This window comes from Phyllobacterium chamaecytisi (assembly GCF_020164455.1).
GTDB classification, from domain to species: Bacteria; Pseudomonadota; Alphaproteobacteria; order Rhizobiales; family Rhizobiaceae; genus Phyllobacterium; species Phyllobacterium chamaecytisi.
Genome location: NZ_JAIQWW010000003.1, coordinates 107,975 through 123,013 on the forward strand (window position 1 = coordinate 107,975; position 15,039 = coordinate 123,013).

The window sequence follows — 15,039 nt, forward strand, 5'->3', positions numbered from 1 at the left end:
AGCAAGCAAAGAATGAGGCCGCGCAGTGTATTAACCGACGATCAGCTCAGTCCATTTCTGATTCAGCCAGTCGGACTTGGTCGTATAGAGGTCATAGCGCGGAATGATCGGCTCGATATCGGAAGATACAGCCGCGAATTCCTTGTCGCTCAGATCGAGCAGTTCGCGTTTCACTGTCGGAGAAGTACCTACCTTGCGCGACAGCGTCGCCTGAATGGCAGGCTGGCTCATGTAGTCGATGAAAATATGTGCTTCGTCGACTTTCTTCGATGCGCGCGACAGAGCCCAGCAGCCGGAGTCCTGAACGCCGCCTTCCTTGGGGAAGGTGGAACGAACCGGATGACCCTCGGAGGCAGCGAGGCCCGTCACATCGTGGTAGTACTGACCCATCGGAATTTCGCCGGACTTCAGCGATTGTTCAAACTGGGCTTCATCGCGGTACCACAAGCGAACGTTGGGCTTGACCTCTGCAAGCTTATCGAAGGCCTTCAGCAGGCCTTCTTCCGTATCGAGGGCGTTGGTGCTGCCAAAGAAGGTCTTTGCCGTTATTTCCAGGAGGAAGGAGTTCGACACCAGTGCAAGCAAGCCAAGCTTGTCAGCGTTGGCCTTGTCCCAGAAAGCCGCCCATGATGTGGGCGCCTCTTTGTAAACATCGGTGTTGGTAACGAGCGTGATGTACCATGAGACGGCGCCGATACCCGCGACGGAGCCATCGGGGTACTTGTTGACGAAGCGGTCAATGAGGTTCTTTGAATTCGGAATCTTTGCCAAATCGAGCGGCGTCCAAAGTTTGGTCGTCTGGCCCTTCAGCATTGCCACCTGCGACATCATCGAGACGTCGGCGGGAGCGGCTCCAGCTTTTGCAGCCTGCTCAAGCTGGACGAGCCAGGCTTCGCCTGTCGGCTCCGCGACGGATTCAACTGCAATGCCTGTCGCCTTGGTGAATTCCGGAAAGATGTTCTTGTCGAACGAGTCTTTGAAGTAGCCGCCATAGACGCCAACCTTCAGCGACTTGTCCTGCGCGCGCAGGATGTTTGGCATTGCCAGAACGGCGGCACCCATCACGCCGGCGCCGAGCACCGTGCGGCGACTGATGCTCTTCTTCAGAAAAGTGTCCATTGTCGTCTCTCCTTTTTAAAAGCCAGTTTACTGGCCGATTTCCCACTTCTGTTTTTGTCTGATGTTCAGCTGTCGTTCAATGCTGACGAGCGGTCCGGAGCTCCAATATCTTTGTATAACGCGTCAGCGGATAGCACAGAACAAAATAGATCAGCGCTACCAATCCATAGACCGTGAAAGGTTCGAACGTTGCATTGTTGATTGCATTCGACGTGCGCACCAACTCCTCAAAACCAATGATCGACGTTAATGCAGTGCTCTTGATCAACTGCACCAGAAAACCGACCGTCGGTGCCCGTGTAATCGCGAACGCTTGCGGCAGGATGATGAGCCGCAGCTGCGCTATATAATGCAAGCCGAGGCTGCTGCCCGCATCCCACTGGCCGCTTGGCAATGATTGCACACCGCCGCGCCAGATTTCGGCGAGGTAGGCACTTGCACAGAGCGTCAGTCCAAGGACTGCGGCCGTCCACGCTTCAATACGGAAGCCTAGCAACGGCAGGCCGAAGAACAACAGGAACAACTGCATCAGCAGAGGCGTGCCCTGAAAGAGGCCGATGTAGTATTCCGCCGCTTGCCGAAGCCAGCGCCGCTTGGAAATTCGCAGCAGGAGAATCGCAATCCCGACAGTTGCACCGCCGGCGAAGGCGACGATGGATAGCAGAACCGTCCAGCGGGCAGCCAGCAGCAGATTGCGCACGATGTCCCAGAAAGTGAATTCGATCATGCCATGCCTCCGGCGATCGCGCGTCGTCCCCCAGCAAACAACAAACGGCGAAGGCCGATGCTCATTCCGAGATAGACCAGGGTCACGATGAAATAGGTTTCGAAAGCGCGGAAAGTTCGCGCCTGCAGCATGTCCGCCTCGTAGGTGAGCTCGCGCACTGCAATCTGCGACACAACCGACGACTCCAGCATCATGATGATGATCTGGCTGGTCAGTGCCGGGAAAATGACTTTCAGTGCCTGCGGCAGCACGATCTTGATGAATACGAGCCACGTCGGCAGACCCAGCGCCGCCGCAGCTTCCCTCTGACCTTTGGGTACGGCGTCGAGCCCGGAACCAACGATCTCGGTGGTATAGGCGGTCATGTTCAGCGTCATCGCCAGCATGGCGGCAACGACCGGATCAAGACGAATGCCAAACCGTGGCAGCCCGAAGAAAATGAAGAAGAGCTGCACCAGAAATGGTGTATTGCGAATGAGCTCGACATAAGCCCCGATGGCTTTGCGCAAGACGGGGTAGCGGCTGCGCTTGGCCGCGGCCCCGAATATGCTCAGGATGACCCCAGCAACCGTGGTGACAGCGATCAGAAAGATCGTCATCGCCGCGCCGCTGGCGATCATGCCGATTGCGCCATTCAGCCAGCCAAAGTCGAGCGCATAGCCCACAGATCAATCCTTGAGGTTTTCAGGATTGAGCGGTGTCTTCAGCCAGGCTTCCGAGCTCTTGTTGAGGCTGCCATCGCTCAGCATCTTGGCCACGGTGTCGTTGATGGCCTGCTTGAGGCGATCCTCTTTCTTGTTGAGGGCTATGTGTGATGGCGATGTCAGCAGCTGGAATTTCTGCTCGGGAGCCAGAGCCTCCTGACGCGCAAGAACCTGTGCACCGACATCATTGCCGACTACCATCAATTGAGTCTGGCCGGAAATGAAAGCCTGGATCACTGAGTTGTAGTTGTCGAAGCGCTTGACGTCGGCCGAAGCCGGAACCACCTCGGTCAGCGACGTGTCTTCCAAGGTGCCACGATTTACGGCAATGCTCTTGCCCGCAAGATCGTCCTTGTTCTTCACGTCAAGGGCCTTCGGACCGATAACGGCAATATAGTAGGGCGCATAGGCTGCTGCAAAATCGATGACCTGTTCGCGCTCTTTGCTGTAACCGACGCTCATAAGCAGATCGACGCGATGCTCCGTCAAATAGGGGATGCGGTTCTGTCCAGTAACACTGACTGGAACAAGCTTGACCTTTAGGGCATCGGCGAGTGCCTGGGCAACGTCCATGTCATAGCCCTTAAGCGTCATGTCGGCGCTGGCGGAAGAGAAAGGCGGGAAGTCGGCAAAGACGCCGACATTGAGGACGCCCGCCTTGGTGATGTCGTCGATCGCGTCGGCATTGGCCGCACCTATGCTCGCTCCGCTGATCAGCAGCAGGGCGGCAAAGGATGATCGCAGTGTTGTGTAGATTGTCATTTTATTCCCCTTCGTTGTTATTGTGATTGATGAGGACAATTCGGCTTTACGGCATTTATCGCCTCATCAAGGTTCTGGATGCATCAGCGCTTGCCCTGAACGAACGGGCTGAAAACCATCAGGCTGAGGATTTCGAACAGCACCTGAGCACCCGCATGGGCTGTATTCGTCGTCGCATCATACTGTGGCGCGACTTCCACCACGTCACCGCCGACGAGGTTGATACCCTTGAAGCCGCGGATAAGCTCGAGCACTTCGCGCGTCGTCAGGCCGCCGACTTCCGGAGTACCTGTGCCCGGTGCAAAGCTTGGGTCGAGGCTGTCCACATCGAAGGAAAGGTAGGTCGGACCATCGCCGACAATTTTTCTCGCCTTTTCGATAATAGCGGGTATGCCAAGACCGGTTACTTCTTCCGCATGAACGACCGTCATTCCGGATTCGTAGGAGAACTCCCACAGATATTCTGCTGATCCGCGAATGCCGATCTGGATCGTACGGCTCGGATCGAGCACGCCGTCGAGGACCGCATTGCGGAACGGACCGCCATGATGGAATTTGGTCTGATCGAAGGCGCCGCCCGTATCGCAATGCGCATCGATATGGATCATGCCCACCGGGCGCTTCTTGCCGACAGCCTTCATGATAGGATGGGTAATCGAATGATCGCCCCCTACTGAAAGCGGAACAACGCCGGCCTCGACGATCTGGTTGATGCGACGTTCAATGTCATCATGGCTCTGCTCGAGCCTGTAACGGCTGGCAAAAGGCACATCGCCAATGTCGGCAACACGCAGGTCGAATACAGGCGCGCATTCAAGAACGTGATTGTACGGACCGATGCGCTCAATGGTCCGGAGCGCTCGAGGGCCGAAACGCGAGCCAGTGCGATTGGTTACGCCGAGATCCATCGGCACGCCAACCATGGCGACCTGGAGATTGCCGAAATCCGGATTGCTGGAATCGACGGGCATATGGGGAGCGGTCAGAAAGGTCGGCATGCCCGAATATGGCGCTAGGCGCGTACCGCTTTTTGAAAAGATCTTGTCTGCGACCTTGCGGAATGTCGGATCAAACAACTCACCGCCATGGCTCTCGCCATATTTAGCGCGCAGTTCGTTCAGCTTTTTCTCATCCCAAGATGCCATGACAAGTATCCCAATGTCGTAAAGTGCGCGGGGATAAGACGGATTCGGCGTGTGTTGCTGATAGATATCCGTCGTTGCCTGTTCCCCGGGCATTTTGCCTCGTTGGACGTATTATCGTTGCAAAAGGCACAGAAAAGCAATTGACATTGTTATAGCTTATTGTGTGAATAAATCTCACATGACTTTCCGACAATTGACGGCTAATGGAATCCTATGACGCAAGGTCGCCTGCCCCCGCTGAACCCGTTGCGCGCCTTTGAGGCGACTGCCCGGCATGGCTCCGTGACTGCCGCAGCGCGTGAACTTAATGTTACACACGGCGCAATCAGCCATCAGATAAAAGCGCTGGAGGCTACTCTCGATGTCCAGCTGTTCGAACGTGGCGCCCAACGTCTCAAGCTTACGCCGCAAGGGGCGCTTCTCTTGCCGACAGTATCAAAAGCATTCGAGGATATTGCCGCGACGACTGCGCTGATCAAGCGCCCGACGACGAGCGGTGAACTCACGGTGACCTGCGTACCCGCGCTGCTTTCGCTTTGGCTCATCCCGCGCATGAACCAGTTTACCGAGCAATATCCGGACATCAGACTGACGCTGATTGCGTCGAACGAGTCAGATCATCTGCACTCGTCGGATGTCGATGTCTGCGTGCTTTATGGTCATGGCAATTGGGCCGACTGTTGGATAAGGCTTTGGACGACACTCAAGCTCTTCCCCGTCGCAAGTCCAACGCTGCTCAATATGCGGCCTCTTCGTTCCGTGCGCGATCTGCGCAATCACGTTCTCCTGCATGGCGATGATGGACGGGAATGGAACACTTGGCTGGCCGCAGCCGATGCAACCGAGCATGCCCGTGGCGCACAGCATTTCATGAGCGATGCGCGCCTTTCGACGGAAGCGGCTGTTTACAGCCAAGGCGTTGCGCTGGGCGATACAATCACCGCCAGCCATCTCATTGCCAAGGGTGAACTGATCGTCCCATTTGACCTAACCGTGCCGGCAAACAACGCCTTCTACGTCGCCTGCCGCAATGAGGTGCGCAACGCACCGATCGTCAAGGTTTTCATCGATTGGCTGTTTGCCTCGCTGGAGACAGATACAATCACCGAACCGCAAACCTCGGCGCGTCGGATCATCCGGCCACGCAACGGCAAGGTCAGTACTCAAGAGCGTCTGGCCACCCCTCCATCCATCCCGACGACACGCCCGAAACGGCTGGATCGCGCGCTGAAACGCCGCGCAAAAATCGATATTCGATAGGACATTCCGATGACTGTTGCTTTACTCAACCCGCTTGTCACCCGCTTGTCGCCCCCGCCCATACCGGCTGTGCAGGCATGGGGCAAATCCTATGATGGCAGTCTTGGCCCGTTGATCGACCTGTCTCAGGCCGTTCCCGGCTACCCGCCGCATCCGGATATGCTGCGCTGGCTGGGCGAAGCTGCGTCATCGCTTACCTACACCAATTATGGTGCGATCGAGGGTGAGGCAGCTTTGCGCGAGGCCTACGCGGCACACGTGTCCGAGCTCTATGGTGCAGAGATTGCCGGTGGCAACATCCACATCACATCAGGTTGCAATCAGGCGTTTATCTGCGCAGTGATGGCTGTTGCGGCAGCGGGTGATACGGTGCTGATGAGCAATCCGTTCTATTTCAATCATGAGACGACGCTGTCGATGTTGGGAATCAAAACGGGCTTCATCGTGTGCGATTCTGCCAATGGTTTTGTTCCCACGGTGAATGCCGTCGAACGTGCGCTGACACCTGGCGTTCGCGCCATTGCTCTCGTGACACCTAACAATCCGACGGGTGCTGTTTATCCGCCAGCACAGTTGAAAGCTATTTTCGACGTCTGCCGGAAGAATGGGCTTTGGCTGATTCTGGACGAAACCTACCGCGATTTCCTACCCAACGACTTCGGCGCTCCGCATGGTCTCTTGAGGGAGGAGGGCTGGCAGGAAAATTTGATCCAGCTCTATAGCTTTTCGAAGTCCTTCTGCATTCCGGGACATCGGCTAGGCGCGCTGACTGCCGGCGAAAACGTCGTCGAAGAGATAGCCAAGATCATGGACAATTTGCAAATCTGCGCGCCGCGTGCCGCGCAGGGCGCCGTAGCACAGGCCTTGCCGGCGCTCGTTCAGTGGCGGGCAGGTAACCGGTTGGAAATCGAAGCGCGCGCCAGGGCATTGTCCGAAGTGATGACAGATCTTGACGGCTGGAAGCTCGAAGCAATGGGCGCTTATTTCGCCTTCATCCGCCATCCTTTCGAAGACCGGTCATCGACCGAGGTTGCGGAGCATCTCGCCAAGAAGGCCGGAATTCTCAGTATTCCCGGCGAATATTTTGGCGCAAAGCACTCTCAATTCCTGCGTTTTGCCTTCGCCAATGCCGACGCCGAGACCATCCGGCAGCTACGTGGCCGGATGGTCGATATCAGTCTGTGAACTAGCGATGGCGATCAGTCCGCCAGCTTGGTAAATCAGTAACCCAGTGCCGCTCCAGAACCTGATCGACTGTCTATAGCGCCGTTGTAGCGTGCGCCTTTGCCTGCTTCGATGTCGGTGAGGCTCTCGCCGCCAACCAGAATACCGGCGGCCTGCCCCCAGATCGTCCAGTCCTTGTCGATCTCGACATCATGGCCCATCTCGGTGAGAATTTTGCGCGTGTCAGACGAGAGGGCATAGGGCTCCATATAGACCTTGTCCGGTAGCCATTGGTGGTGGATACGCGGCGCGTCGATGGCTTCCTGGATATTCATGCCGTGATCTATGACATTGATAATGGCTTCGAGCGTGATCGTGATGATACGTGCGCCACCGGGACTGCCAATGACCATGAAAGGCTTGCCGTCCTTGGAAATGATCGTCGGGCTCATGGAAGAAAGCGGTGTCTTCTTCGGCTGAATGGCATTGGCTTCTCCCTGCACCAGCCCATAGAGATTGGCGGCACCCGGCTTGGCCGTGAAATCGTCCATCTCATTATTAAGCAAGATACCTGTTCCGGGAGCCACGACACCCGCGCCGAAGGAGCCATTGAGCGTATACGTGACAGCCACTGCGTTTCCCTCGTCGTCGACAATGGAATAATGTGTCGTCTCTTTACTTTCGCCAAAGCCCTTTGGCATCAGTTCCTGCGATACCCCGGCCTTGAACGGATTGATCTTCTCGCGAATTTCCTTGGCGTATTGCTTGTCGAGCAATTTCTTCACCGGATTATCGACAAAATCCGGATCACCAAGCGATGTGTTGCGATCGACATAGGCATGGCGCATGGCCTCTATCATTGCGTGAACAGTCTCGGCAGAACCGTATCCAAGATAGCCGAGCGGATAACCTTCGAGAACATTCAGGATCTCGCAGATGATGACACCGCCGGAACTCGGCGGAGGTGAGGAAACGATATCATAACCGCGGTAGTTGCATTTGACAGGCTCAAGTTCGCGCACGGAGTACTGCTCGAAATCGGCCTTTGCCAGAATGCCGCCGGTTGCCGCGCTGGCTTTCACGATGGCATCTGCAGTTGCGCCTTTGTAGAAAGCATCGGGGCCTTTCTCCGAGATGCTGGATAAAGTCGCGGCCAAATCGGGCTGGACCAGAGTCTCTCCGATCGCGTAGGTTTTGCCGTCCGGCTTCAAGAAGATGTCAGCGGATGCTTTATCCTTGGCAAGTTTCTTGGCGCCGCCCTGGAGCGAGGTGATGTCGCCCTGATCAAGTACAAAGCCGTCTCGTGCGAAGCGGATCGCGGGCCCCATAAGTTCTTCCCGCGACTTGCTGCCATATTTGGCTCGGGCAGTTTCAAAACCGAGGACGGAGCCGGGCACTCCGACGGCGAGATAACCATTTGTGCTCAAACCCTTGACCATATTGCCCTTGTCATCAAGGTACATTGTCTTCGTCGAGGCCATCGGCGCGCGTTCGCGGAAATCAAGGAAAGTGGTCTTGCCATCTTTGAGACGGATGGTCATGAAACCGCCGCCGCCAATATTGCCCGCCGTGGGATAAACGACAGCCAGCGCATAGCCGACAGCAACAGCAGCATCCACCGCGTTGCCACCGGATTTCAGTACATCCACGCCGACCTGCGATGCGAGATGCTGCGCAGTGACCACCATGCCGTGCTCGGCCTTCACCGGTTCTGGCGATGCAGCAAATCCTGTCGTCGCGGACAGCAGGCTGATGCTGAATGTTGAAGCAAACACAGCGGTTCTCATAGATACACACTCCATGATTCTCTCTCCCAGTGGAATAACAGGACCCACAGTGGAACTCTTCCTGTACGCATGTCCAGCGAAACGAAGCGGAACGGATGGCTCAAGCGTCTTGATCAAGCTCAGGATAGTGACGGAAAATTCCGGACTCATTGAAATCGAGGCGGCGATCCGAAGCAAGATACTTTTGGATGTTCGGTCGCTTTTCAACGGCATCGTGTACGGCAATAATTTTCGGATACCGCTCACCGAAATTTTTGGTGCCTCTCGGGAAGGCATAGCGCAACCCTTCGATGACCTGAAACAAGGAAAGTTCGACATAGCTGAGTTTCGCACCGACTGCGAATTTATTGCCTTCAGGATTTTGTTCGAGAACGCGCTCGAAATAGGACATGAATTTTGGGATGCGATTTTCAATGAAGTCGGCCGAGCGTTGTTTCGCGGCCTCTTTTTGATCTTCGTAGTATTTGGTTGTGGCGATCGGGTGGTGCGTATCGTGCACCTCGGCCACAAAGTCGGTGATCGTCAACTGCAAGCCATTGGCGGTATAGCGCAATGCTTCGTCTTTCGGCGCCAGGCCCAGCTTCGGTCCGAGGTAAAACAGTATATTGGCGACATGCGATACGATCAAATCACCGTCTTTGATAAACGGCGGCGCAAAGGGAATGTAGGGCGCGGACTTGCTCTTAAGCAGCTTCATCATTGCTGCAGTGCCATCCGATTGGCGCGCAACGTCTATATATTCAGCCCCAGCCTCTTCGAGGGCCAATCGCACGAATTCGCCGCGCCCCTGCAATCCGTCCCAGTAATAGAGTTCGTAGGGCATAGAGATCCTCCTTCAGCCATGTCTGGGGTTATCGAAACATGGGAATGTGGCGGAGACCAGCGCTAAAGCACGCAGATTTTTGATGAGTGTTAGGCAGCTGTGCATTGTCACAATAGTTTCGCATCAAATCGATCAAACTTTCACATTGTGATCCTAGACATATTCCCGGTCGCGACAGCTTTGCATTGTTCAATTTGCTGTCTGAACACTCATTTTCAATTTCGGAACGGGGACTTCAGATGAAACATCTTGGTGTCAAATTCGCCGCAATGGCCTTGGCGTTGGGCCTTGGCGCCACGCCGGCGCTAGCGGAAAAAGTCAAATTCGAGTTCTGGCATGGACTGAGCGGCGACCTTGGCGAGCGGGTCAAGGAAACCTGCGACAAGTTCAATGCTTCGCAGTCAGATTATGAGATCGTCTGCACCAGCCAGAATGGCTATCCAGAGACCATCCAGAACGCTATCGCCGCCTATCGTGCCAAGAAAAACCCGGCCATCGTGCAGGTCTTCGACGTTGGTACGCTCGATCTGATGCTGTCCGGCGCTTATATTCCGGCGAAGAAGCTGATGGAAGACAACAGCTACAAGATCGATTGGGACAACTACTTCGGCGGTATCGCGCGTTATTATGCCGACTCCAAGGGAGTGCTGAATTCGTTCCCGTTCAATTCCTCGACGGCAATGTTCTACTACAACATCGACGCCTTTACCAAGGCTGGCATCGATGGTGCACCGCAGACCTGGGAAGACGTAGAAGCCGATGCGCGCAAGCTGAAGTCGGCAGGCTTTGATTGCCCCTTCGGCTTCAGTTTCGACAGCTGGGCGACGGTGGAGCAGTTTTCGGCAATCCACAACCAGCCGATCGCTACCAAGAACAATGGCTATGACGGTCTCGACACCGAGCTTGTCTTCAATAAGACCAAAGTTGTGGACCAGCTGACATTCTTCAAGAAAATGACGGATGAAGGCCTGTTTCAGGTCAAGACTGCCCAGCTCGGCATGGATGTCGTACCGGCCTTCGCATCGCAGACCTGCCAGATGATTCAGTCGTCGGTCGCCGATCACGGAACGATTGGCAAGACGATCAAGCCGGGCACCAAGTGGGCCGTGACCATGCTTCCGGTCTGGAAAGGTACCGAGCGCAAGAACTCTCTCGTCGGCGGCGCGTCTCTCTGGGTTCTGAAGAACCGTCCTGAAGCCGAATATAAAGGCGCAGCAGCTTTCCTCAACTTCATCGCCCAGCCGGATATGGTTGAATGGTGGTCGACAGTCACAGGTTACATCCCCGTCACCAAGACCGGTTTCGACGCGATGAAAGCCAATGGCTTTTATGAGAAGCCGCAGTTTGCAGGCCGTGAGAAAGCTATTGAGAGCCTGACCTATACGCCGGCCGGCGATCTTACCCGTGGCATCCGCGTCGGTGGCTTCCCGCAGATCCGCAAGGAAATCTCCAATGCGATGGAAGGTATCTTCTTCGGCAAGATGACGGTTCAGGCCGGTCTCGACCAGGCAGTCGAGCGTGGTAACGCCATTATCCGCCGCTTCGAAAAGACCTATGCCGGTCAGACACTGAATTAGTCAACTTCTCTCATGGCCCGGAGCGTTCCGCGTCCGGGCCATTTGGTTTGCCAACTGACAAGATACGGGACCGGTCGAATCCATGAACAAGCGTGCTGTTTTCAAAAGCCGGTGGTTGCCCATCTTGTTCGCATTGCCGCAGCTACTATTGATCTTCTTTTTCTTCTATTGGCCGGCAACGTCGGTTCTCACCTGGGCGTTTTCGCTGGAGCCGGCGTTCGGCGGGGCAGGCGATCGCCTCTTTGTCGGGTGGGACAATTTCCGTGACGTTTTTGCGGACCGCGAATATTGGCAATCCGTTGCGCTCAGTCTTGTCTTTGCCTTTACCGCAACCGCGCTTTCGATGTTCATTGCTTTCGTGCTTGCGATCTGTGTGGATCGCCAGCTGAAAGGCTCGGGCATATTCAGGTTTTTCTACATCTGGCCCTATGCCATTGCGGCTCCCGCCGTCGGACTCGCATTTCGTTTCATCTTCGCTCCCGAAAGCGGCTTGATCGCCGTCGTCAACACGTGGTCGCCGGACTTGTGGAACCCGGCCAAGTTTGGCAGCCATGCAATGATCCTGGTGATCATCTGTTTTGCGTGGAAATGGATCGGCTATAATTTCATCTTCATGACCGCGGGTCTTCAATCAATCCCGCGCAGTCTGATTGAAGCATCGTCGATGGATGGCTCCGGTCCGGTGCGCAGAGCCATCGATCTGCAGATCCCGTTGCTTGCGCCGACACTTTTTTTCTTGCTGGTGCTCAATCTTACCGAAAGCTTCGTCGGTCCTGACACCTATGGTATTGTCGATCTGACGACTGAAGGTGGCCCGAACGGGGCGACAAACGTCATGGTGTATCGCATCGTCAGCGAGGCATTCCAAGGCCTCAACTATTCTGGCGCCGCCTCTCAAAGCCTGATCCTCATAGGCCTGATCATGGTCTTCACCTTCATTCAGTTCCGCTTCGTTGAGCGGCGCGTACACTACAAATAGGTCCGGCCATGATTGAACGCACTCCTATCCTCAACATGGTGACCTATTTCATCATGATCTTTGGATTGCTCCTGATTCTTGGGCCGTTCTGGATGATTTTTACGGCATCGACCCAATCGTTGGCGCAGGTCAACGCGGTTCCATTCAACCTTCTGCCTGGCACTGATTTCGTGCACAATCTTCAGGCGGCATGGCATCGGGCCAACCTTGGTCCAGCGATGCTCAACAGCTTGATCATGGCGCTGTTGGTCATGGTGGGCAAAATCGTCCTTGCCTCGATCAGCGCCTTCGCCATCGTATATTTCAGAAGTCCGCTGCGCCATGTATTCTTCTGGCTGGTGTTTATGACCTTGATGCTTCCGCTCGAGGTTCGCGTCGTTCCGACATACAATATCGCCGCCGACGTTTTTGAGCCTGTACGCTGGCTGATCCAGACGCTTACTGGCATCGAGCTCTCGCTGCAATGGAACTTGCTCAACTCCTATTCGGGACTGGTCCTGCCGGTGATTGCAACGGCCACGGGTACGTTCCTCTACAGGCAGTTTTATATGACGCTCCCGGACGAGCTCACTGAAGCCGCCAAAATGGATGGCGCCCGGCCGCTTCGCTTCTTCATCGATATCCTGCTGCCATTATCACGTACCAATATGCTGGCGCTGGCGACGATTATGTTCGTCTATGCCTGGAATCAGTATTTGTGGCCGAAGCTGATGACAACTGAGGCCGATTACCAGACCGCGATGGTAGCGATGACCACGCTTGTTCCCAATATCAACAGCCTGCCGGAGTGGAATGTTTCCATGGCCGGTGCACTCATCATCATGCTGCCGCCTCTGATCATTGTCGCTGCTTTGCAGCGCTGGTTCGTTCGTGGTCTGGTCTCGACAGAGAAATAAAAGGAAAGCTCATGGCCGAAATCAATATCCGGAACGTCCGCAAATCCTATGGCCGCACACAAATCCTGCATGGGGTCGATCTTGACTTCAAGTCTGGCGAATTCGTGGTGATCCTTGGCCCGTCAGGTTGTGGCAAGTCCACGCTGCTGCGCATGATTGCCGGGCTCGAGGAGATTTCCGCAGGCGAGATTTCGATCGACGGCACAGTCGTCAACAATCTTGAGCCGCGCGATCGTGGCTGTTCGATGGTATTTCAGAACTACGCGCTTTATCCGCATATGAACGTGGCCGCCAATATAGGCTATGCGCTAAAGGTTGCAGGTGTTCCGCGTGCCGAGCGAGATCGGCGTATCAGTGAGACTGCGCGCGTTGTCGGGCTAGAGGAAATGCTGGATCGTAAGCCGGCGCAGCTTTCCGGGGGGCAGCGGCAGCGTGTGGCCATGGGGAGAGCGATCATCCGCGAACCGAAGGTATTTCTGTTCGATGAGCCCCTTTCCAATCTCGATGCCAAGCTGCGGGTGCAGATGCGTGTAGAAATCCGCCGCCTGCACAAGCGGCTTTCAGCAACATCGGTATTTGTGACACACGATCAGGTCGAAGCGATGACACTTGCCGACAAGCTGATCGTTATGAACAAGGGCCATGTCGAGCAGGTCGGCACGCCGCTGGAGATTTACCACCGGCCGCGAACGCGCTTTGTCGGTACATTCATCGGTTCGCCAGCCATGAACTTCTTTGACAGCACCATCGCGCCAAGTGGCAAATTTGTGTTGCTCGACGGTATCCAAATCGCGATCGACCCGGTACTTGGCCGCGACAATGCAGATAACGCCGTATCTGCCGGGATCCGTCCGGAGCACTGCCGTCTGGTAAAAGCAGGAACGGCAAACAGCGTGCCTGCGACCGTCGATTTTGTCGAAGAGCTCGGCTCCGGACGCAATGTGCACGTTGACATTGATGGAACGATCTTTGCCGTCAGTGGCGATGAAAGTCAGTTATTCGAGACGGGTGCGACGGTCGGCCTGCAATTGCCCTCCGAACACATTCATTTGTTCTCCAGGGACACCGGATTGCGTCTCGACGACGCGCCTGCGTTGAAACACAATACCAATCAATCGACCGTGGCAGCGTAGCTGTCCTGAAAGGAATAACAATGAATACGGAGTCCATCATTTCGGCCGTCGGCTTCTGCACTTATACCGGCGGCGGCAATTTCAGCGTGCTTGAAGACTCTTTGCGGACGATCAGTGACCTTGGCGCGAGCGCTGCTGAGTTGTCGCTTTATGGCGAAGAGCTCATTTCCGGTGGCCGCATCATTCCAAGCCGGTTGGAACGCCTGCTGGAAATTACCCGCCAATTTGACCTGCGCTATAGCGTACATGGCCAGATCATTTCCAATTTCATGGACAAGGAACATCTGGCGCTGCAGAAGGCCGTTGTGCGCGCCATGCTTGAACTGTGTAATCGTGTGGAGGCCGGCATTCTCGTCCACCATTGCGGACAGGCCAAGATGCCGGCACTGACGCGTATTGGCGATCTCGACCAGATGGAGCGCGATGCATTGGCAGAACTAGCCGAAGTCGCGAAGGGCTATGGCGTGCGGATTGCATTGGAAAATATTTTCGCACTCAACGACGCGGAATATCGCCAGATGCCGGCAAAGGTCGGTGAAACCGTCAGTGCTGTCAACAGTCCGAATGTCTGTGGGTTGATCGACTTCAGTCATGCCTATATCGAATGCACACGGCTTGGCCTCGATTGGCGCGAGCAGATCAAGGCAATGGCTCCCGTCACCGGGCACCTGCATGTTCATGACAGCTTTGGCCGCCCATACAGCATGACGAAGTTCTACCATCCGGCGGAAGCAACTGCACTCGGCATCGGCGACCTGCATTTGCCAATCGGCTGGGGCGACATTCCATGGGAAGAGATTTTCTCAGAAATCACATTCCTGCCGGATACGACGCTGATCATGGAAATCACGGAAAACCGTTTCGCCACCGAGCAGGCGGACAGTCTGGCGCGCGCTCTAAAGCTTATGGATCTGGTCAATAGCCGCCGAATAGCAGCGTAAATTCGTCAGTTGTGGCGGTTGC

At 55.4% G+C, this 15,039-nt stretch carries 14 protein-coding genes; 7 read left to right on the forward strand and 7 right to left on the reverse strand.

Translation table 11 applies throughout. The annotated features are described in order from the left end of the window. Nucleotides 1-30: 30 nt before the first annotated feature. The 5 genes from LB462_RS06100 to speB form a co-directional block, all read right to left on the reverse strand. Complete coding sequence (locus LB462_RS06100) at nt 31-1,119, reverse strand: ABC transporter substrate-binding protein (RefSeq protein WP_224506463.1); 1,089 nt, start codon at nt 1,117-1,119, stop codon at nt 31-33. 76 nt (nt 1,120-1,195) lie between these two features. Next, entirely contained in the window at nt 1,196-1,846 is a 651-nt protein-coding gene (locus LB462_RS06105) for an amino acid ABC transporter permease (RefSeq protein WP_112531392.1), read from the reverse strand. Continuing rightward, nucleotides 1,843-2,511 carry an amino acid ABC transporter permease gene (locus LB462_RS06110; RefSeq protein ID WP_112531393.1) on the reverse strand — a complete coding sequence of 223 codons (669 nt, stop codon included), beginning with the start codon at nt 2,509-2,511 and terminating at the stop codon, nt 1,843-1,845. The genes LB462_RS06105 and LB462_RS06110 overlap by 4 nt, the downstream gene beginning before the upstream one ends. Before the next feature lie 3 nt (nt 2,512-2,514). Beyond that, nucleotides 2,515-3,312, reverse strand: coding sequence for a transporter substrate-binding domain-containing protein (locus tag LB462_RS06115; RefSeq protein ID WP_224506464.1), 798 nt, complete (start codon nt 3,310-3,312; stop codon nt 2,515-2,517). Between the two features lie 83 nt (nt 3,313-3,395). Then, the gene (gene speB, locus LB462_RS06120) at nt 3,396-4,457 is read right to left on the reverse strand and encodes an agmatinase (RefSeq protein ID WP_112531615.1); all 1,062 of its coding nucleotides are present in this window, start codon (nt 4,455-4,457) and stop codon (nt 3,396-3,398) included. Between the two features lie 213 nt (nt 4,458-4,670). Here speB and gcvA point away from each other — a divergent pair, with 213 nt between their 5' ends. After that, entirely contained in the window at nt 4,671-5,717 is a 1,047-nt protein-coding gene (gene gcvA, locus LB462_RS06125; RefSeq protein WP_224506465.1) for a transcriptional regulator GcvA, read from the forward strand. Between the two features lie 9 nt (nt 5,718-5,726). Continuing rightward, a complete protein-coding gene (locus LB462_RS06130) occupies nt 5,727-6,902 on the forward strand; it encodes an aminotransferase (RefSeq protein WP_224506466.1) in 1,176 nt (391 codons plus the stop codon). A gap of 35 nt (nt 6,903-6,937) precedes the next feature. Here LB462_RS06130 and ggt read toward each other — a convergent pair whose 3' ends face one another. Together ggt and LB462_RS06140 are read right to left on the reverse strand one after the other, a co-directional pair. Then, entirely contained in the window at nt 6,938-8,668 is a 1,731-nt protein-coding gene (ggt, locus tag LB462_RS06135; RefSeq protein ID WP_224506467.1) for a gamma-glutamyltransferase, read from the reverse strand. Between the two features lie 100 nt (nt 8,669-8,768). Then, nucleotides 8,769-9,491 (reverse strand): glutathione S-transferase, encoded by a 723-nt coding sequence (locus LB462_RS06140; RefSeq protein WP_224506468.1) that lies wholly within the window; start codon nt 9,489-9,491, stop codon nt 8,769-8,771. Nucleotides 9,492-9,730: 239 nt separating this feature from the next. Between LB462_RS06140 and LB462_RS06145 the strand changes: the two genes are divergently transcribed. From LB462_RS06145 to LB462_RS06165, 5 genes are all read left to right on the forward strand, one after another. Continuing rightward, entirely contained in the window at nt 9,731-11,068 is a 1,338-nt protein-coding gene (locus LB462_RS06145; protein WP_112531399.1) for an extracellular solute-binding protein, read from the forward strand. Between the two features lie 82 nt (nt 11,069-11,150). Next, nucleotides 11,151-12,047: a carbohydrate ABC transporter permease gene (locus LB462_RS06150; RefSeq protein WP_224506469.1), complete on the forward strand. Its 897-nt coding sequence runs from the start codon at nt 11,151-11,153 to the stop codon at nt 12,045-12,047. 8 nt (nt 12,048-12,055) lie between these two features. After that, entirely contained in the window at nt 12,056-12,943 is an 888-nt protein-coding gene (locus tag LB462_RS06155; RefSeq protein WP_112531401.1) for an ABC transporter permease subunit, read from the forward strand. A gap of 11 nt (nt 12,944-12,954) precedes the next feature. After that, nucleotides 12,955-14,076, forward strand: a complete 1,122-nt coding sequence (locus LB462_RS06160) for a sn-glycerol-3-phosphate import ATP-binding protein UgpC (RefSeq protein WP_224506470.1) — start codon at nt 12,955-12,957, stop codon at nt 14,074-14,076. Nucleotides 14,077-14,096: 20 nt separating this feature from the next. Continuing rightward, entirely contained in the window at nt 14,097-15,017 is a 921-nt protein-coding gene (locus LB462_RS06165; protein WP_224506471.1) for a sugar phosphate isomerase/epimerase family protein, read from the forward strand. The last annotated feature ends 22 nt before the right edge of the window (nt 15,018-15,039 follow it).